Genomic DNA, 19116 nt, shown 5'->3' with positions numbered 1-19116 from the left:
TCACACCTCCCTGGAGTCCGAGCCGGTGGCGATGTTGGCCGGCTCCCGCTCGGCGACCACGCGCGTGATACGCGGGCTCGGTGGTACCTGAAGATCCATCGGTGGCAGCGGGAAGCTCCCGTACGGGCGGCTGTCCACCTGTTCCTGCGTCGTCGGCTTCGGCTGCGGCCGGCGGTTGGGCCAGAGCAGCGTGGCGATCAGCAGGATGCCGGCCGGGATGCCGACCGCGATCAGCTTGCCGCGCGAGTCCCAGTCCTCGATGGAGCGCAGGCCCGACAGGACCAGGATCCAGACCAGGTTGATCGGCAGCAGCACCTTCCAGCCGAAGCGCATGAACTGGTCGTAGCGCAGCCGCGGCAGCGTGCCGCGCAGCCACACGAAGACGAAGACCAGCGCGATCACCTTGCCGAAGAACCAGAGCATCGGCCACCAACCGGAGTTGGCGCCCTCCCAGAGGGTGATCGGCCACGGCGCCCGCCACCCGCCGAGGAACAGCGTGGTGGTGACCGCGGACATGGTCACCATCGCGACGTACTCGCTGAGCATGAAGAGCGCGAACTTCAGCGAGCTGTACTCGGTCATGAAGCCGGCGACCAGCTCGGACTCGGCCTCGGGCAGGTCGAACGGCGCCCGGTTGGTCTCGCCCACGGTGGAGATGAAGAAGATGATGAAGCTGGGCAGCAGCAGGATCGCGTACCAGCCCGGCGCCGGGATCTCGGTGCCGAAGATGGTCAGCCGGGTGGCGTCGCCCTGGGCGGCGACGATCCCGCTGGTGCTCATCGTGCCGGCGGTCATGAACACCGCCACGATGGAGAGCCCCATGGCGACCTCGTACGAGATCATCTGGGCGCTCGACCGCAGGCCGCCGAGGAGCGGGTACGTCGAGCCGGAGGCCCAGCCGCCCAGCACGATGCCGTAGACGCCCATGGAGGAGCAGGCCAGCAGCACCAGCACCGCCACCGGCACGTCGGTGACCTGCAACGGCGTGTGGTGGCCGAAGATGCTCACCATCGGGCCGAACGGCACCACCGACAGCGCGGTGACCGCGCAGATCACCGAGATGGTCGGGGCGAAGAAGTAGACGACCTTGTCGGCCGCCTTCGGCAGGATGTCCTCCTTGAAGGCCATCTTCAGGCCGTCGGCCAGGGTCTGCAGCAGGCCGAACGGGCCGACCTGGTTGGGGCCGGGCCGCACCTGCATGTAGCCCACCACGCGCCGCTCGAACCAGACGCCGAGCAGGGTGGCCAGCAGACCGAAGGCGAACGCAAAAACGATCTTGATGAGGACCAGCCACCACGGATCCCGGCCGAAGTCGGCCAGCGTCGGGTCCTGGGCGAGGTATGAGGCGGTCACTGGTTACCCCCAGCGTTGAGGAGCGGACCCGAAAGACCGGACTCGTCCGCCGCCACCCGCCCGGCCGGGACGGCCGTGCTCGGTGCGGGAACGGAGATCCGGACGACCGCGCCGGACGTCACCCCGAGGCTGCGTCGCACGGTCGAGCCCGGTGAGTTGGTCGGCAGCCAGACCACGCCGTCCGGCATCTCGGTGAGCTCCGCCGGCAGGGTCAGCGCCCCCCGGTCCGTGCCCACCGTGACCGCGTCACCGTCGCTGACGCCGAGCGCCTCGGCAGTGCCCTTGCCCAGCCGGACCACCGGCGGACGGGCGGTGCCGGCGAGGTGCTCGTCACCGTCGGTCAGGGTGCCCAGGTCGACCAGCTGGTGCCAGGTGGCCAGGACGGCCTGCCCGGCGCCCGGGTGCGGCACCGAGGCCGGGGCCACCGACGGCGCGGCCGGTCGCTGCGTGCGGGTCGCCGGCAGGGTGCCCAGCTCACGTCGCACGCTCGGCACGTCTGCGGTGCCGAGCCGCACGTCGAGCAGCGCGGCAAGCGCGTCGAGCACCCGGCCGTCGGTCATCGCCGCGGTCTGCAGCACCGCCTCGAACGGACGCAGCCGACCCTCCCAGTCCAGGAAGCTGCCGGCCTTCTCGACCACCGGGGCGATCGGCAGCACCACGTTGGCCCGCCGGGTCACCGCGCTGCCGCGCAGTTCCAGGCTGACCAGGAACGGCACCGCGTCCAGGGCGGTCTCGGCCAGCCGTGGGTCGGCCAGGTCGGCCGGGTCGACACCGCCCACCACCAGCGCGCCGAGCTGCCCGTTGGCCGCCGCCGCCAGGATCTGGTCGGTGTCCCGACCGGCCTGGCTCGGGATCACCCCGGCCGGGATGTCCCACGCCTCGCCCAGCTCGGCCCGCGCCGCCGGCTCGGTGACGAGCCGGCCACCGGGGAGCAGGTTGGGCAGGCAGCCGGCGTCGACCGCGCCGCGGTCACCCGCGCGCCGCGGCACCCAGGCCAGCTTCGCGCCGGTACGCCGGGCCACGTCCGCCGCGGCGGAGAGCCCACCCGGCACACTGGCCAGCCGCTCGCCGACGATCAGGATCGCGCCCGGCGCGCTCAGCGCCTCGGCGACCGTGGCGTGCTCGGCGAGCACGCTGGCCTCCTCGCCCGGCACCACCCGGGCCAGCTTGGCACCGAGCTTCTCCAGGCCGCGGGTGGCGAACGGCGCCAGCGCGTACACCGTCAGGGTCTTCTTCAGGTACGCCTTGCGCAGCCGCAGGAAGAGGATGGGGCACTCCTCCTCCGGCTCCAGACCGACCAGCACCACCGCCGGCGCGTTCTCCACGTCGGTGTAGGTGACGTCGGTGACCCCGGCGACCGAGCTGGCCAGGAAGTCGGCCTCCTCGCGGGAGACCGGCCGGGCCCGGAAGTCGATGTCGTTGGTGTTGAGCGCGACCCGGGCGAACTTCGCGTACGCGTAGGCGTCCTCGACGGTCAGCCGACCGCCGGTGAGCACCGCCGTGCCCTGCCCGCTGTCCCGGGCCGCGCGCAGACCCTCGGCGGCCACGGTGAGCGCCTCACTCCAGGAGGCCTCGCGCAGCTCGCCGGTGCGCTCGTCGCGGACCAGCGGGTTGGTCAGCCGGTCGGTGGCCCGGGTGTACTGGAAGCCCCAGCGGCCCTTGTCGCAGTTCCACTCCTCGTTCACCGCGGGCTCGTCGCCGGCCAGCCGGCGCAGCACCTTGCCGCGCCGCCAGTCGGTGCGCTGCCCACAGCCGGCGGAGCAGTGCTCGCAGACGCTCGGGCTGGAGACCAGGTCGAACGGCCGGGCGCGGAACCGGTACTGGGCACCGGTCAGCGCACCCACCGGGCAGATCTGCACGGTGTTGCCGGAGAAGTAGGAGTTGAACGGCACGTCACCCGCGTCGCCCTCCTCGCCGTACGCGTCGTCCCGGTAGATGTTGATCTCCTCGGCGGACGACCGGCCCATCAGGTCGATGAACTTGTCGCCGGCGATCTCCTCGGAGAACCGGGTGCAGCGCTGGCAGAGCACGCAACGCTCCCGGTCCAGCAGCACCTGGCTGCTGATCGCCATCGGCTTCTCGTACTCCCGCTTGTGCTCGTGGAAGCGCGAGTCGGTGCGGCCGGTGGACATCGCCTGGTTCTGCAGGGGGCACTCGCCGCCCTTGTCGCACATCGGGCAGTCCAGCGGGTGGTTGAGCAGCAGGAGCTCCATCACCCCCTCCTGCGCCTTCTGGGCCACCGGGGAGGTGAGCTGGGTACGGACCACCATGCCGTCGGCGACGGTCTGGGTGCAGGAGGCGACCGGCTTGCGCTGCCCCTCCACCTCGACCAGGCACTGCCGGCACGCGCCGGCCGGGGCCAGCAGCGGGTGGTCGCAGAACCGGGGGATCTCGGTGCCCATCTGCTCGGCGACCCGGATCAGCAGCGTCCCCTTGGGGGCGGTGACCTCGACGCCGTCGATGGTGAGCGTGACGGTGTCGGTCTGCTTGGCTACGTCCGTCATCAGTGAGCTCCAACCAGCTGCTTGTCGGAGAGCTTCGGCGCGGTACGTCCCTCGATGTAGTCGAGGTAGTCCTGCTTGAAGTACTTCAGGGACGAGGTCACCGAGCTGGTGGCACCGTCACCCAGACCGCAGAACGAGCGGCCGAGGATGTTGTCGCAGGTGTCCAGCAGGGTGTCCAGGTCCTCGTGGGTGCCCTGGCCGGCGAGGATCCGCCGGTAGACCCGGACCATCCAGTAGTTGCCCTCGCGGCACGGGGTGCACTTGCCGCACGACTCGTGGTGGTAGAACTCCAGCCACCGGTACGTGGCGTAGACCGGGCAGTCCTGGTCGGAGAAGATCTGGGTGGCCGTGGTGCCGAGGATCGAGCCGGCCGCCGCCACCCCCTCGAAGTCCAGCGGCACGTCCAGGTGCTCGGCGGCGAGCAGCGGGGTGGACGAGCCGCCCGGGGTCCAGAACCGCAGGTTGTGCCCGGGCTGCATCCCGCCGGCCAGCTCCAGCAGCTCGCGCAGCGTGACGCCCATCGAGCACTCGTACTGGCCCGGGTTGGCGACCCGCCCGGAGAGCGAGTAGATCATCGGCCCGGAGGACTTCTCGGTGCCCATCGTCTTCCACCAGTCGGCCCCGCCCAGCACGATCGGCGGGACACTGGCGATGGTGCCGACGTTGTTCACCACCGTCGGGCTGGCGTACAGGCCGTGGGTGGCCGGGAACGGCGGGCGCAGCCGGGGCTGGCCCCGGAACCCCTCCAGCGAGTCGAGCAGCGCCGTCTCCTCGCCGCAGATGTACGCCCCGGCGCCCGAGTGCACCACCAGCTCCAGGTCGTAGCCGCTGTGCAGGATGTTCCGGCCGAGGTAGCCCTTGTCGTACGCCTCCTGGACCGCGTTGCGCAGCCGGCGCGCGGCGTGCACCGCCTCGCCCCGGATGTAGATGTAGGCGCGGTTGGCCCGGATCGCGTACGACGCGATGATCACGCCCTCGACCAGGGCGTGCGGGTCGTGGGTCATCAGCGGCAGGTCCTTGCAGGTGCCCGGCTCGCCCTCGTCGGCGTTGACCACCAGGTAGTGCGGCTTGCCGTCGCCCTGCGGGATGAAGCCCCACTTGAGACCGGTCGGGAAGCCCGCGCCGCCCCGGCCGCGCAGCCCGGAGTCCTTGATGAGCTGGATCAGGTCGTCCGGGTGGGCCTTGAGCGCCTTGCGCAGGGCGGCGTAGCCGTCCAGCTGCTCGTACGTGCCGATCCGCCAGGCGTCCGGCGACAGCCAGCGCTTGGTCAGCACCGGCGTCAGCTTGGCCAGCGTCTCCGGGCGGGGAGTGGTCACTTCTGGGCCCCCGTTTCGCTCGCGGCGGCCGAGGTCGCGCCACCGGCGCTCGCCGACGCTTCGTTGAGGTTGCGCTCCTGCGCGCCGGTGGAGTCACCGGCGGGCTTGCCGTCGCCGGCCGGCTCGTTGGCCGCCACGCCGGCGGCCTCCGCCTCCTGCGCGTCGCGCGGGGCCGGCGGCGAGGTCTCGGCCGGAATCTTGGTGCCGGGGGCGTCCGGCGCGGCGGTCCCCGCGTCCGGCTGCCGGGTCTCGGCGGTACGCACCTGCGGCGACTTGTCGTCCGGCGCCTTCACGTCCGGCGCGGTGCTGCCGGTCACCGCGGCGGCGGGAGCCGGCTCGCCGGCGCCGGCGTTGCCCGGCGTACCCGTCGGAGCGGACGCGCCGTCGCCACCCTTCACCGGGCCGACCTGCGGCGCGGGCGCCTCGGCCGGCTTCGCGGCCGCCTCGGCGGCCTTCGCCTTGGCGGCCGCCTTGTCGGCCTCCGCCTTGCTGCGGATCGGGGTGTTCGGGTCGAAGCCCGCCACCGAGACGCCGTGCTGCTGCGCCAGCCGCAGCCCGCGCAGGGTGGGCTCGCCCGGCCCGCCGTCGGCGACCGCGCCGTCCCGCTCGTCGGCGAAACCGGCGAGCTGCACCGCCATCTCCTTGAGCGTGCAGAGCCGGGCGCCCCGGGTCGGCATCGGCCGGCCGCCGGCGCGCAGCTCGTCGACCACCCCGACGGCGGTGGAGGAGTCCACGCCGTCGAAGAAGTCGTAGTTGACGGTCATCACCGGGCCGTAGTCGCAGGCCGCCAGACACTCGGCGTGCTCCAGCGTGATCTTCCCGTCGGCGGTGGTCTCGTCGTGCCCGACACCGAGGTGCTCGGAGAGGGTGTCGTAGACCTCCTGGCCGCCCAGCACGTTGCACATGGTGTTGGTGCAGACGCTGACCAGGAAGTCACCGGTCGGCTTGCGCTTGTACATCGTGTAGAAGGTGGCCACCGCGCCAACCTGGGCCTTGTTCAGCCCGAGCACCTCGGCGCAGAAGGCGACCCCGGCCGGGGAGACGTACCCCTCCTCGGCCTGGACCAGGTGCAGCAGCGGCAGCAGCGCCGAGCGGGACCGGTCCGCCGGGTAGCGGGCGATGATCTCGCGTGCCCGCTCACGGGTCGTTTCAGTGAAAGTCATCGGTCACAACCACCCATCACGGGGTCCAGCGAGGCGCCGCCGGCGATCACGTCGGCGATCAGGCCGCCCTCGGCCATCGCCGGGAGGGCCTGGAGGTTGACGAAGCTCGGCTCCCGGTAGTGCACCCGGTACGGCCGGGTGCCACCGTCGGAGACCGCGTGCACGCCCAGTTCGCCACGCGGCGACTCGATGCCGACGTACACCTGGCCCGGCGGGACCCGGAAGCCCTCGGTGACCAGCTTGAAGTGGTGGATCAGCGACTCCATCGACTGACCCATGATCTTCGCGACGTGCTCCAGCGAGTTGCCCATGCCGTCGACGCCGATGGCGAGCTGGGCCGGCCAGGCGATCTTGCGGTCGGCGACCATCACCGGGCCCGGCCGGAGCCGGTCCAGCGCCTGCTCGACCAGCTTCATCGACTCCCGGATCTCGGCGAGCCGGACCTGGTAGCGGCCCCACACGTCACCGTCGGGGTGGGTCGGTACGTCGAACTCGTACGTCTCGTAACCGCAGTACGGCATGGTCTTGCGCAGGTCCCAGGCGAGACCGGCGGAGCGCAGCACCGGCCCGGTGATGCCGAGCGCCACGCAGCCGGTCACGTCCAGCACCGCCACGTTCTTCGTGCGCTCGGTCCAGATCGGCTGGCCGGAGAGGAGGTCCTCGTACTCCTTGAGCTTCTTCGGCATCATCTTCAGGAACTCGCGGATCTTGACGATCGCCTCGTCCGGCACGTCCTGCGCCACGCCGCCCGGCCGGACGTACGCGTGGTTCATCCGCAGGCCGGTGATGGTCTCGAAGATGTCGAGGATGTACTCCCGCTCACGGAAGCCGTAGAGCATGATCGAGATCGCGCCCAGCTCCATGCCGGTGGTCGCCAGCCACACCAGGTGCGACGAGATCCGGTTGAGCTCCATCATCAGCACCCGGATGGTGGTGGCCCGCTCGGTGATGTCGTCGGTGATGCCGAGCAACTTCTCGACCGCCAGCGCGTACGCCGTCTCGTTGAACAGCGGCGCGAGGTAGTCCATCCGGGTCACGAACGTCGAGCCCTGGACCCAGTTGCGGTATTCGAGGTTCTTTTCGATGCCGGTGTGCAGATAGCCGACGACCGAGCGGGCCTCGCGGACCGTCTCGCCCTCCAGCTCCAGGATCAGCCGCAGCACCCCGTGCGTGGACGGGTGCTGCGGACCCATGTTGACCACGATCCGCTCGTCGTTGATCGGGTCGGTGCCCGAGACGACCGTGTCCCAGTCCCCACCGGTGACGGTGAAGACCCTGCCCTCGGTGGTCTCGCGTTCGGTCGCGTAGTTCGACGTGGTCACTGGTAGGACCTCCTCCGGTCCGGGGGCGGGATCTCAGCGCCCTTGTACTCGACCGGCACACCACCGAGCGGGTAGTCCTTGCGCTGCGGGTGGCCCTCCCAGTCGTCCGGCATGAGGATCCGGGTCAGGCTGGGGTGGCCGTCGAAGACGATGCCGAACATGTCGTACGCCTCCCGCTCCTGCCAGTCGGCGGTCGGGTAGACCGCCGTCACGCTGGGCAGGTGCGGGCTCTCGACGGAGACGGCGGCTTCCAGCCGGACCCGCCGCCGGTAGGTCATCGAGGTGAGCAGGTAGACCACGTGCAGCCGGCGTTCGTCGGCGCCGAGGTAGTCCACGCCGGACACCGAGGAGCACAGCTCGAAGCGCAGCGCCATGTCGTCCCGCATCACCTGGCAGACCTCGGCGATCCGCTCCGGGCGTACGTGCAGGGTCAGCTCGCCCCGGTCGACCACGACCTTCTCGATCGCGTCGCCGAAGGCCGGGTACGCCTCCTCCAGCGCGTCGCGGACCTCGTCGAAGTAGCCGCCGTACGGCCGGGCGGCCTCCTCGATCGGCTGGCGCTGGCGGACCAGGCCGCCGTAGCCGGACACGTCGCCGGAGCCCTGGTTGCCGAACATCCCCCGGCCGGCCGGGCTGGCCGGCGGGTACTCGGCCGGGGCGGTGCTGCTGGCGCCGGCCGGCGTGACCGGCACCGGCACCCCGCCGTCGTTGGGCTTGTCGGTGGGTGACGTCATTTCGGGCCTACCTGCGGGTGGAGGTGGTTCTGGGCGTTCATCCAGTTCTCGATCCGCAGCTGCTCCTCGCGCCCCTCGCGGACCGCCTTGGTCCACTCGGCACGCCGGGCCTTGTCGTTGCGGTACGAGGACGGCATGGAGCCGTAGGGCACGACCGGGACGTCGCCACGCTCCTGGCGGGCCGCCAGCATCTTGCGGCCGTTCGGGCCGAGCGGCTCGTACATGATCTTCTCGCGGAGCTTGAGGATCGCGTCGATGAGCATCTCGGGCCGGGGCGGGCAGCCGGGCAGGTACATGTCGACCGGCACGATGTGGTCGACGCCCTGCACGATCGCGTAGTTGTTGAACATGCCGCCGCTGCTGGCGCAGACGCCCATCGACAGCACCCAGCGGGGCTCGGCCATCTGGTCGTAGATCTGGCGCAGCACCGGCGCCATCTTCTGGCTCACCCGGCCGGCCACGATCATCAGGTCGGCCTGCCGGGGCGAGGCCCGGAAGACCTCCATGCCCCAGCGGCCCATGTCGTAGTGCGGACCACCGGCGGCCATCATCTCGATGGCGCAGCAGGCCAGGCCGAAGGTGGCGCCCCACACGGACGACTTCCGGGACCAGTTGACCAGCTTCTCCACCGAGGTGAGCAGGACGCCGGCGGGGAGCTTCTCCTCGATGCCCATCTGACGTTCCTTCCTCAGTCCCAGTCCAGGCCGCCGCGCCGCCACACATAGGCGTACGCGACGAAGACCGCGACGATGAACAGGACCATCTCCACGAAGCCGAAGATCGGCAGGGCGTCGAACGAGACCGCCCAGGGGTAGAGGAAGATGATCTCGATGTCGAAGACGATGAAGAGCATCGCCGTCAGGTAGAACTTGATCGGGAACCGCCCGCCGCCGACCGGCTGGGGGCTGGGCTCGATGCCGCACTCGTAAGCCTCGAGTTTGGCCTTGTTGTATCGACGGGGACCAGCAAAGCGGGCGGCGCCAACGGAGAACAGCGAGAACGCCGCGGCGAGGGCGAACAGCCCGATGATCGGTGCGTAAGGCGAGAGCGACATCGTTTTCTCCTGCTCGTCCTTCCCTGCCCTCAGTGCTTGACGAAAATCACACTATTCACGTCCCTCGCGGTGGCTGCCGGCGGGGGTCGATCTTTGTCCGTGTCGGGGCTGTGACCAGCCCCGACGCGGTCCATCTATACGGCTGGCGCTGCCTTCGTCATCGCGTTGATGACCCGGTCCATCGCGTCTCCGCCACGGGGGTCGGTCAGGTTGGCCAACAGCTTGAGCACGAAGCGCATCAGCGTCGGGTGCGGCATCCCGTGCTTGGTGGCGATCCGCATGATTTCCGGACGGCCGATCAGTTTCACGAAGATGCCGCCCAGCCGGTAGTAGCCACCGAGCCGGGCCTTCAGCTCGTTCGGGTACGCCATCAGCGCCCGCTCCCGCTCCGGGCCGGCCGGCCGCGCGAGGGCCTGCACCGCGACCTCCGCGGCCAGCTCGCCGGACTCCATGGCGTAGGCGATGCCCTCCCCGTTGAACGGGTTGACCATGCCGCCGGAGTCGCCGACCAGCATCACGCCACGGGTGTAGTGCGGCACCCGGTTGAAGCCCATCGGCAGCGCGGCGCCGAGGATCGGGCCGTCGGCGTTGGCCTCGTCGGTCATTCCCCAGTCCTCCGGGGTGTTGGCCAACCAGTCGGTGAGCAGCCGGCGGTAGTTGGTCTTGCCGAACGCGGAGGACGAGTTGAGCACGCCGAGGCCGACGTTGACCCGCCCGTCACCGAGGCCGAAGATCCAGCCGTACCCGGGCAGCAGGTTGTCACCGCTGTCCCTGCTGCGCAGCTCCAGCCAGGACTCCAGGTAGTTGTCGTCGTGCTTGACCGGGGAGCGGTAGTAGCGGCGGACGGCCACGCCGATCGGCCGGTCCTCCCGCTTGGCCAGCCCGAGAGCGAGCGGGAACCGGCCGGAGACGCCGTCCGCCGCCACGACCAGCGGAGCGTGGAAGGTGGCGGGCTCCTTGCCCGGGCCCACCTCCGCCTCGACGCCGGTCACCCGGCCGTCGCCGTCGAGCACCGGGCCCAGCACGTTGACGTTGGTCCGCAGCTTGGCGCCGGCGGCCACCGCCCGCTGGGCGAGCAGGTCGTCGAAGTCCAGCCGGGTGCGTACCAGCCCGTAGTTGGGGAAGCTGGCCAGCTCCGGCCAGTCCAGTTCCAGGCGTACCCCGCCGCCGATCACCCGCAGGCCCCGGTTGTGCAGCCAGCCGGCCTCGGGCGAGGTGTCCACACCCATCCGGACCAGCTGGCGCACCGCGCGCGGGGTCAACCCATCGCCGCAGACCTTCTCCCGGGGGAACTCGGTCTTCTCCAGCAGCAGCACCCGTACGCCGTGCCGCGCCAGGTGGTAAGCCGTCGCCGATCCACCGGGACCGGCGCCCACGACGATGACATCGGCATCGTGCTCCACCGCGGTCATCCGCGCCTCCTCCCGCACGCTCGTGAAATGCTTCACAAGCCAGACGGGACGAGTGTATGACCGGCGTCATACCTGCCCAGGATCAGGGGTACCTAACTCGCCGATGTGACAGTCGACGACCGTCCACAGCAGGCAGGTGTCAGGCCGGGCTGGGCGCGTCCAGGCCCGCATCGACCCGGATGGTCTCCGGCAGGTGCTCGCGCAGGGCGCCACCCGCCGCGCGGTCCAGTGCGGCCAACACCTCGGCGACGACCTGCCGGACCTCCGCCGGGTCGGCACCCGCCAGCGCGCGCAACTGCGCGATGAGTTCGGCCGCGTCGTCGTCGGTGGCGGCCACCGGGTCCGCCGGCTCTGCTCGGGTCATGCGGACGAGCGTACGGCGCAAAGTGGTCTAAAGGCCGATATTCACGAAACCGGAGGATTGTCCAGCGGTCAGGGCTGGGCTACTCGCGGATTCCCCGGTGCAGGGCGACCACGCCGCCGGTCAGGTTGCGCCACGCCACCCGGCCCCAGCCGGCCGCGGCCACCCGCCCGGCCAGCGCCGCCTGGTCCGGCCAGGCGCGGATCGACTCGGCGAGGTAGACGTACGCCTCGGGGTTGCTGGACACCGCGCGGGCCACCGCCGGCAGCGACCGCATCAGGTACGACAGGTAGACCGTCCGGAAGGCGGGGTTGACCGGGGTGCTGAACTCGCAGACCACCAGCCGCCCGCCGGGCCGGGTCACCCGGGCCAGCTCGCGCAGGGCCGCGTCGGTGTCGTTGACGTTGCGCAGCGCGAACGAGATGGTCACCGCGTCGAAGCTGGCGTCGGCGAACGGCAGCCGCAACGCGTCCCCGGCCAGCAGCGGCACCTCGGGCCGGACCCGCTTGCCGGCGTGCAACATGCCCAGGGACAGGTCCGCACCGACCGCGTACGCCCCCGACTGGGCCAGCTCCTGGGTCGAGACACCGGTGCCCGCGCCGACGTCCAGCACCCGCTCGCCCGGCCGCAGCCCGAGCGCCGCCCGGGTGGACCGACGCCAGGAGCGGTCCTGGCCGAAGGAGAGCACGGTGTTGGTCAGGTCGTATCGCTCGGCCACGCCGTCGAACATCGCGGCGACCTCGTGCGGCTGCTTGTCCAGGCTGGCGCGCTGGCCCTGCGGGGTACGGCTCACCCCTCCACTCTGCCAGCCGCGCCCCGACCGGTGGTCGCTGGGTGGCGCGGGCCGGCACGCGAAAGGGCGGGGTGGTCGCCCACCCCGCCCTCGCGTCGTGCCCTACCTCAGTCGGTCGACTTCTCGTCGCCCGGCGTGACCAGGACGACCTTGCGCCGGCGCGAGAGCACCAGCAGCGCCCCACCCGCGAGCAGGATCATGCCGCCGATGCCGCCGATCAGCCCGGCCTGCACACCGGTCACCGGCAGCCCGCCGCCGCCACCCGGGGCCGGTGACGTGGTCGCGCCCGGGGTCGTCGTGCCGCCCGGCGTCGTCGTGCCGCCCGGGGTCGGCGTCGCCGTCACCGTGGGCGTGGGGGTCGGGGTCAGAGTCGGCGTGGGCGTCGGGGTGGGCTGCGTGGAAAGGTCCACGAATGCCTCGAAGGTCGTGTGATTGTCCAGCTCGTCGGCCTCGGTGAAGGTCTTCCGCTGCGCCTGGGAAGCCACCTGCGGCTGCTCCTCCGGCTGCCCCTCGGTGCGGTCGAGGCCGTACGCGAAGAGGTCACCCTCGTGCAGCACCGGCTCGGTCACGTCCTCGCCAACCTTCACCCTGACGTCAGCGGTGTAGAACTGCCCCGGCTTGACGACCGCACCGGAGTCCTCGCAGAGCAGTTGGGCCTTGCCCGCGATCTCCTGCTCGAGACAGCCCTCCGGCTTCTGCACGAAGGTGACGCCGGCCGGCACGGTCAGGCCGTAGAAGATGCCGGTCGCCTTGCGGCTCCCGTCGTTGTACACGGCCCAGTCGAGCGGCACCGTCTCCCCGCGGGGAACCGGCTTCAAATCGGGCTCGTCGATCACCGCGCCGTTGACCACGACGTTGGCCTGGACATCCTGCACCCACGCGGTCAGGTCGTAGCCGGGCCGGGTCACCGTGATCGGAACCTCGACCGTGTCGTCCTCGACGATCTTCTCCGGGGTCTCGCTGCCGACGCTCACGGTCAGCACCCCGCCGTCTCCGCGGCCGCCCGTGCTGAACAGCGGAACGCCGAAGTCTTCGCTGGTGCCGGCGGGCAGGTCGCCGAGGAGACACATGTAGACGTCGCCGTGCGGCACGCAGCCGTCCGGGACGACGAACCCGACTCGCTTCGGCTTCAGTTCCTTGATGCGCACGGCGACGACGACGTTCTTCGCGTCCGCCGGACCGGAGTTGGTGACCGTGAACTTGAAGGGCTTCGCCCGCGCCTCATCGACGCCCTTGGCGAGGTTCGTGCTGATCGGGATGAGGGATATCTCGGCGGTGTCGGCGGCCTGGGCCGGTGCGGCCACGGTGGCCAGGCCACCGGCCGCGAGCAGGGCCACGACGCCGGTGCGGGCCAGTGCCGAGCGGTGGAACGCTGTCATCGGTCCCCCGGGGGTAGGGAAGAAAGAATGGTTGCGGAACGAGCGGACGTTATCGGAGGTCGATCTCCCGCGCCAGCGGGCGGGGCCGCTTTCATCCGTCCGGCCTGGAGTGAGCAGACGGTACGGGCGGAATGGTCACCCATCCCGCCCGTACCGCCGTGCGTTATGTGAACGGCCCGCGCGGGCCGATGGAGGACTGCCGTCAGGCGGTCGGCCGCTCGTCGGCCGGCGCCACCAGGATCACCCGGCGCCGACGGGAGATCACGAACATCACACCACCCGCGACCAGCACCGCCACCCCGATTCCACCAATCAGGCCGGCCTGCGGGCCGGTCACCGGCAGACCTCCGTCAGTGCCGCCGCCACCGCCCGGGGTGCCATCGCCGGGGTTACCGCCGCCGCCGCCGTTCGGCTTGGCTGCCACGATCACCGCGAAGTCGTCGACGTTGTCGCTCGGGTCCACGTCGTCCACCGTCAGCGTGGCGGCCGGGGCGACCTTCATGACCTCCGGCAGCTTTGCGGTGCCAGGCTTGCGCAGGCCCTTGGCGCTGGCCGGCAGTGTCCGCAGGGCGCTCGCGGTCACCGAGCCCGGCTTGAGTACGACCGGCGCCGTGACGTCGGCACCCACCACGATCGGGAAGACGAAGCCGATGCCGTCGCCCTCGGTCTGGAGCTGGATCTCCTCGGCCCGGCAAACCGCCGTCCGGTTCGCCGCGTCGTGCTCGCAGCCCTCGAAGGTGCCGTCGAAGGTAACGCCTGCCGGCAGGCTGACCGTGAGGCTCAAGCCGTCCGCCACCGCGTCACCGCTGTTGGCCACCTCGCCGTAGAGCACGGTGCTCTCGCCCGGGTACAGCAGCGGCGCCTCGGTCACCTCGTCGGGATCGAAGTCCTCGGTCAGCCGCTTGGTGACGTCCGCCGCCAGCACCCGCAGGTCGACGCCGCTCTCCTTGCTGATCACGATCTGCGCATCGGCCGAGTTGTTGTCCGGCGTGGTGTCGTCCGGCGACTCGATGGTCATCGTGATCGGCCCGGTGTACGGCTCATCCACATTCGCCGACCGCTTGATGAGCACGATCGGGAGCTCGACCGTCTCGCCCGGCCCGGGAATCTCCTCCTGCGGGATGACGCAGGTCCACAGCTCGGGCTTGGTGCTGCCCTCGCCGCTGCAGTCACCGCCGGCCGGGAACACGGCCACCTCGTCGAAGTCGATCTGCGAGGTGTCCGCCTTGACCACGAGCGAGGTCGGCGTACCCGGGCCGTTGTTCGACACCTTGGCGTACGCGCTCTTGTACCGGGCGCCCTCGGCAACCTTGGTGCCGACGATCGCCTCGATGGAGAGGTCCGCGCCGGCGGGCGCGGCGCTCGCCGGCGCCGGGAGCGCGGCGAACACGCCGGAGGCGAGCAGCGCGGCGGCACCGAGCCGCGCCAACGGGCGGTGACGGACATTCATGGATGCGGCCCCCGTGAGGAGTGGAGAAGGATACGGCGGCACGCTAACCGCCGACGATCATCTCCACCACCCCGCACGGGATAGCCTGCCACCGAATCGGCCGGGACCACCCGTACCGCCGAGGCGGCCGGGCGGGAGCATGAGCCACGGTCAGCCGAACGGCCGGGGCTTCGACGAGGGTCAGTTGACGTCGACCAGTGGCAGGGACCGGCCGGCACCGCCGCCGGGCAGTGCGATCGAGGAGAAGTGCGACACCACCCGGTCGTCGGTCGGGTCGTCGGCCGGCGTGTGGTGCACGGCGAGCCGGTTGTAGAGGGTGTCCCGCTGCGCGGGGATCCGGTCCGCCGAGCGGATCATGCCGATCAGCTCGTGGAGGTTGGAACGGTGCCGCGCGCCGGCCGAGGAGATGACGTTCTCCTCCAGCATGATCGAGCCGAGGTCGTCCACGCCCATGTGCAGCGCGAGCTGCCCGACGTCCTTGCCGGTGGTCAGCCAGGACGCCTGCAGGTGCGGCACGGTCTCGAAGAAGAGCCGGGCCACCGCGACCAGTCGCAGGTACTCCAGCGTGGTCGCCTGGGTGCGGCCCTTGAGGTGGTTGTTCTCCGGCTGGTACGTCCAGGGAATGAAGGACCGGAAGCCACGGGTGCGGTCCTGCACGTCGCGGATCATGCGCAGGTGCTCGATCCGCTCGGCGTGCGTCTCGCCGGTGCCCATCATCATGGTGGCGGTCGACTCGATGCCCTGCCGGTGCGCCAGCTCCATGACCTCCAGCCAGCGCTCACCCGACTCCTTGAGCGGCGCGATGGCCCTACGTGGCCGCTCGGGCAGCATCTCCGCACCGGCGCCGGCGATCGAGTCCAGGCCGGCGGCCTTGATCCGGGCGATGGCCTCGTCCAGGCTCACCCCGGAGACCTTGGCCATGTGCAGGATCTCGCTCGGCCCGATGGAGTGGATGACCAGCTGCGGGTACGCCTGCTTGACCGAGGCGAACAGCTCCTCGTAGTACTCGACGCCGTAGTCCGGGTGGTGCCCGCCCTGGAGCATCACCTGGGTCGCGCCCAGCTCGACGGCCTCGCCGCAGCGGCGCAGGATCTCCTCGGTCGGGTGCGTCCAACCCTCGGCGTGCTTCGGCGCACGGTAGAACGCGCAGAACTTGCACGCCGTCACGCAGACGTTGGTGTAGTTGATGTTGCGGTCGATCAGGTACGTGACGACGTTGTCGGGGTAGCGCCGCCGGCGCACCGCGTCCGCCGCCTCGCCCAGCGCGTGGAAGGGCGCCTCGGTGTAGAGCAGCAGGGCCTCCTCGGGCGTGATCCGCCCACCGTCCGCGCCGCGCTGCAGGATGTCGTCGATCTCCCGGCTCACCGTCACGCCATCGAGCCTACGTCGGCCCCGGTTCACCTCGCAGGGCCGGGGATGCTGATGTGATCCGGCACTGGACCGCCAGCATATTTCCAAGATCAAAATAAAATAGGATCAGATTGCTTGACATCACCTTCTACCGAGCGCGAACATCTTGTTCGAGGCTGCGGCTTGAAGGAGGCGCGAATGAGCGAAATGGACACCGCTCCGGGCATTGCCGCCCGATGCCGGGCCGACGGCGGACTAACGGAAGCAAACCTCGGCCAGTTGCGGGACGAGTTGGGTTATCGGAAGCTGGGCCGCTGGGTCCTGGTGGAGATCGCCGACAGGCTCAGGGCGAGCGGCCTCGGCTTCTTCCCTCCGGAACGGCTCGATGCCGAGCTCAACACCGAGCCCCGCCAGTGGCAGAAGGTGTGGATCTACGTTCGGGACGGTGGGCCCCGGGCCCGGGTGATCGACGCTGTGCTCCAGCCTGACGACTGCGACGTTCGAGCAGAGCTCGATGTCATCGGCAGCAAGAACCTGGTAGCCCTGACGCCCCAGCAGAGGCTGGATCGAATCCGGGACATCGTCAACGCCTGAACCGAGCCGGTTGGCCGCCACAGGAAGGATTCACGATCCATGAATGCGCACGTCTTCGTGGACGAGACGAAGGAGCGAGGGCTTCTCGTCGCGGCTGCGGTCGTGCTGCCGGCGGACGTGGCCGCTGCCCGCCGGACCATTCGCGACCTGATCCTGCCCGGCCAGCGCCGTATCCACTTCCACAAGGAGAAGGACGACAGGCGCCGACAGATAATCGCTGCTGTCGTCACGCTGTCCGCCCACGCCGTGATCTTCGATGCGAGGGGGCACCGCAACCCCAGGTTGGCTCGCGAAGCCTGCCTCGTCGAGCTCGTCGAGCACGCAGCAAAGATCAACGCTGCCCGCCTCATCCTGGAGCGTGACGATTCGACATTCAAAGCCGACCAGCGCCTGCTCTTCGAGCAAGTGAGAAGATCGGGGATGTCGGGCATCCTCCGTTATGACCAACTCAGAGCTCACGAAGAGTGCCTGCTGGCCATTCCGGACGCACTGGCCTGGTGCTGGGCCAAGGGTGGTCGATGGAAGACGTCCGTGCAGCGCATCGTCAGGGAGTCGCGACAGGTCTGACCAGGCCCGGGAAGCGCGAGACCCGGCTCACCCACCGTCCGGAAGGCTGCCGGGTCCACTTCCACGGAGCTACTGCCCCTGGCAGTTGCAGGCTACCTCTGTCCGGAGCTTCCGGACAAGGATATTGCGGTCGCACCTCTCTCGCGCAAGCTCAGCAGAGGATTCAGACATCCGTTGGTGGCCTAGCCACGCAGCCGATCAGCCGGCGCCCTCACGCGTCGTAGTCGACCGTGAGCTTGTCGGTGGTCGGGCTGGACTGACAGGTCAGCACGTAGCCGGCGGCGAGCTCGTCGGGCTCCAGCGCGTAGTTGCGGGCCATCGTGACCGCGCCGTCGACGACCTTCGCCTTGCAGGTGGAGCAGACCCCGCCCTTGCAGGCGTACGGCAGCTCGCCACGCACCTTCAGCGCGGCGTCCAGCACCCGCTCCTCGCGGCCCATGGTGAAGCTCGACGACCTGCCGTCCAGCACGATGGTGACCTCGGCCCCGGCGCCCGCCTGCTCCGCCGGACGGCGCACCGGCTCCGGTGGCGCGTCGACGTGGAACAGCTCGGTGTGCACCGCCGACTCGGGCAGCCCGCGCGCGGTCAGCACGGCCCGGACGTCGACCACCATCCCGTACGGGCCGCAGAGGAACCACTCCTCGATGACGTCGCCCGGCACGATGGTGGCCAGCAACCGGCCCAGCCGCTCGGCGTCGATCCGCCCGGAGAGCAGCGGTGACTCGCCCTGCTCCCGGGAGAGCACGTGCACCAGGTGCAGGCGGGTGGGATACCGGTCCTTCAGGTCGGCCAGCTCCTCGGCGAACATCACCGTGTTCGCCGTGCGGTTGCCGTACACCAGGGTGAAGGTGCTGGCCGGCTCGACGGCCAGGGCGGTCGCGACCAGCGCGAGCACCGGGGTGATGCCGGAGCCGGCGACGACCGCGCCGTAGTGCCGCACCCGGCCCGGCGCGAACGCCGTGGTGAAGGTGCCCAGCGGCGGCAGCACCTCGACGGTGTCGCCACCGCGCAGCGCGCCGCAGGCGAACGCCGAGAAGGCACCGCCGGGGATCTCCCGCACCCCGATCCGCAACCGGCCGTGCCGGGCCAGGTCGTCGGGGGTGGAGCAGATGGAGTACGACCGGCGCACGTCGGTGCCGTCCTCGGCCACCCGGCGCACGGTGAGGTGCTGACCCGCGCGGAATGCGAAGGTCTCCCGCAACTCCTCGGGTACGGCGAAGGTGACCGCCACGGCGTCGTCGGTGAGCCGGTCGACGGAGGCGACCGGCAGCGGGTGGAAGACCGGCCGGCGACGCACCGGCCGGGTGATGGTGACTGTCACAGCGCCTTCAGGTGGTCGAAGGGTTCGGAGCAGGAACGGCAGCGCCACAGCGCCTTGCACGCGGTCGAGCCGAACCGGCTGACCTGCTCGGTTTCCGGGGAACCGCAGTGCGGGCACCGGACCGCGAGGGTCAGCGGCACCACGCCGGCGGCGCGCACCGGGGCCGGCGGGGCGATCCCGGCGGCGGCGAGCTTCGCCCGCCCGGCCTCGGAGATCCAGTCGGTGCTCCACGGTGGGCTGTAGACCGTCCGGACCTCGGCGTCCGGGTGACCGGCGCCCGCCAGCGCGCGGCGGATGTCCGCCCGGATCACGTCCATCGCCGGGCAGCCGGTGTAGGTCGGGGTGATGGTGACGACGACCCGTCCGCTGGCTTGGTCCTCCTCGACCGCGCGCAGGATGCCCAGCTCGTCGATGGTGATCACCCGGATCTCCGGGTCCACCAC

At 70.7% G+C, this 19116-nt stretch carries 18 protein-coding genes; 2 read left to right on the top strand and 16 right to left on the bottom strand.

Annotated features, from left to right (window positions below; genetic code table 11):
• From nuoH to mqnC, 14 genes are all read right to left on the bottom strand, one after another.
• Positions 1-1353, bottom strand: coding sequence for an NADH-quinone oxidoreductase subunit NuoH (nuoH, locus tag AB0K07_RS02850; RefSeq protein ID WP_363750471.1), 1353 nt, complete (start codon positions 1351-1353; stop codon positions 1-3).
• The gene (locus AB0K07_RS02845) at positions 1350-3857 is read right to left on the bottom strand and encodes an NADH-quinone oxidoreductase subunit G (protein ID WP_363750470.1); all 2508 of its coding nucleotides are present in this window, start codon (positions 3855-3857) and stop codon (positions 1350-1352) included. Before AB0K07_RS02845 ends, nuoH begins: the two co-directional genes overlap by 4 nt.
• A complete protein-coding gene (gene nuoF, locus AB0K07_RS02840; protein WP_363750469.1) occupies positions 3857-5173 on the bottom strand; it encodes an NADH-quinone oxidoreductase subunit NuoF in 1317 nt (438 codons plus the stop codon). The genes AB0K07_RS02845 and nuoF overlap by 1 nt, the downstream gene beginning before the upstream one ends.
• Complete coding sequence (gene nuoE / locus AB0K07_RS02835; protein WP_363750468.1) at positions 5170-6336, bottom strand: NADH-quinone oxidoreductase subunit NuoE; 1167 nt, start codon at positions 6334-6336, stop codon at positions 5170-5172. The genes nuoF and nuoE overlap by 4 nt, the downstream gene beginning before the upstream one ends.
• Positions 6333-7658, bottom strand: coding sequence for an NADH-quinone oxidoreductase subunit D (locus AB0K07_RS02830; RefSeq protein ID WP_363750467.1), 1326 nt, complete (start codon positions 7656-7658; stop codon positions 6333-6335). The genes nuoE and AB0K07_RS02830 overlap by 4 nt, the downstream gene beginning before the upstream one ends.
• Complete coding sequence (locus AB0K07_RS02825) at positions 7655-8392, bottom strand: NADH-quinone oxidoreductase subunit C (protein ID WP_363750466.1); 738 nt, start codon at positions 8390-8392, stop codon at positions 7655-7657. Before AB0K07_RS02825 ends, AB0K07_RS02830 begins: the two co-directional genes overlap by 4 nt.
• Positions 8389-9066, bottom strand: a complete 678-nt coding sequence (locus AB0K07_RS02820; protein ID WP_363750465.1) for an NADH-quinone oxidoreductase subunit B family protein — start codon at positions 9064-9066, stop codon at positions 8389-8391. The genes AB0K07_RS02825 and AB0K07_RS02820 overlap by 4 nt, the downstream gene beginning before the upstream one ends.
• A 14-nt stretch (positions 9067-9080) precedes the next feature.
• Positions 9081-9446, bottom strand: coding sequence for an NADH-quinone oxidoreductase subunit A (locus AB0K07_RS02815; protein WP_007454588.1), 366 nt, complete (start codon positions 9444-9446; stop codon positions 9081-9083).
• 134 nt (positions 9447-9580) lie between these two features.
• On the bottom strand, positions 9581-10858 hold the full coding sequence (locus tag AB0K07_RS02810) for a geranylgeranyl reductase family protein (RefSeq protein WP_363751401.1): 1278 nt from the start codon (positions 10856-10858) through the stop codon (positions 9581-9583).
• Positions 10859-10997: 139 nt separating this feature from the next.
• The gene (locus AB0K07_RS02805) at positions 10998-11222 is read right to left on the bottom strand and encodes a hypothetical protein (RefSeq protein ID WP_363750464.1); all 225 of its coding nucleotides are present in this window, start codon (positions 11220-11222) and stop codon (positions 10998-11000) included.
• Between the two features lie 79 nt (positions 11223-11301).
• A complete protein-coding gene (locus AB0K07_RS02800; protein ID WP_363750463.1) occupies positions 11302-12012 on the bottom strand; it encodes a demethylmenaquinone methyltransferase in 711 nt (236 codons plus the stop codon).
• Positions 12013-12119: 107 nt separating this feature from the next.
• Positions 12120-13391: an LPXTG cell wall anchor domain-containing protein gene (locus AB0K07_RS02795; protein ID WP_363750461.1), complete on the bottom strand. Its 1272-nt coding sequence runs from the start codon at positions 13389-13391 to the stop codon at positions 12120-12122.
• A 202-nt stretch (positions 13392-13593) separates the two neighbouring features.
• A complete protein-coding gene (locus AB0K07_RS02790) occupies positions 13594-14841 on the bottom strand; it encodes a hypothetical protein (RefSeq protein WP_363750459.1) in 1248 nt (415 codons plus the stop codon).
• Positions 14842-15021: 180 nt separating this feature from the next.
• Positions 15022-16212 carry a cyclic dehypoxanthinyl futalosine synthase gene (mqnC, locus tag AB0K07_RS02785; protein WP_363750457.1) on the bottom strand — a complete coding sequence of 397 codons (1191 nt, stop codon included), beginning with the start codon at positions 16210-16212 and terminating at the stop codon, positions 15022-15024.
• Between the two features lie 177 nt (positions 16213-16389).
• Here mqnC and AB0K07_RS02780 point away from each other — a divergent pair, with 177 nt between their 5' ends.
• Together AB0K07_RS02780 and AB0K07_RS02775 are read left to right on the top strand one after the other, a co-directional pair.
• Positions 16390-16785, top strand: a complete 396-nt coding sequence (locus AB0K07_RS02780) for a hypothetical protein (RefSeq protein WP_363750455.1) — start codon at positions 16390-16392, stop codon at positions 16783-16785.
• A gap of 39 nt (positions 16786-16824) precedes the next feature.
• On the top strand, positions 16825-17352 hold the full coding sequence (locus AB0K07_RS02775) for a hypothetical protein (protein ID WP_363750454.1): 528 nt from the start codon (positions 16825-16827) through the stop codon (positions 17350-17352).
• Positions 17353-17563: 211 nt separating this feature from the next.
• Here AB0K07_RS02775 and paaE read toward each other — a convergent pair whose 3' ends face one another.
• Both paaE and paaD read right to left on the bottom strand, forming a co-directional pair.
• Positions 17564-18673: a 1,2-phenylacetyl-CoA epoxidase subunit PaaE gene (gene paaE / locus AB0K07_RS02770; RefSeq protein ID WP_363750452.1), complete on the bottom strand. Its 1110-nt coding sequence runs from the start codon at positions 18671-18673 to the stop codon at positions 17564-17566.
• On the bottom strand, positions 18670-19116 hold the full coding sequence (gene paaD, locus AB0K07_RS02765; RefSeq protein WP_363751400.1) for a 1,2-phenylacetyl-CoA epoxidase subunit PaaD: 447 nt from the start codon (positions 19114-19116) through the stop codon (positions 18670-18672). Before paaD ends, paaE begins: the two co-directional genes overlap by 4 nt.

This window comes from Micromonospora sp. NPDC049301, from assembly GCF_040678715.1.
In the GTDB taxonomy this organism is placed as follows: domain Bacteria; phylum Actinomycetota; class Actinomycetes; order Mycobacteriales; family Micromonosporaceae; genus Micromonospora.
The sequence above is the reverse complement of the archived record's forward strand: the minus strand, read 5'-3'. Positions and strand labels throughout refer to the sequence as shown.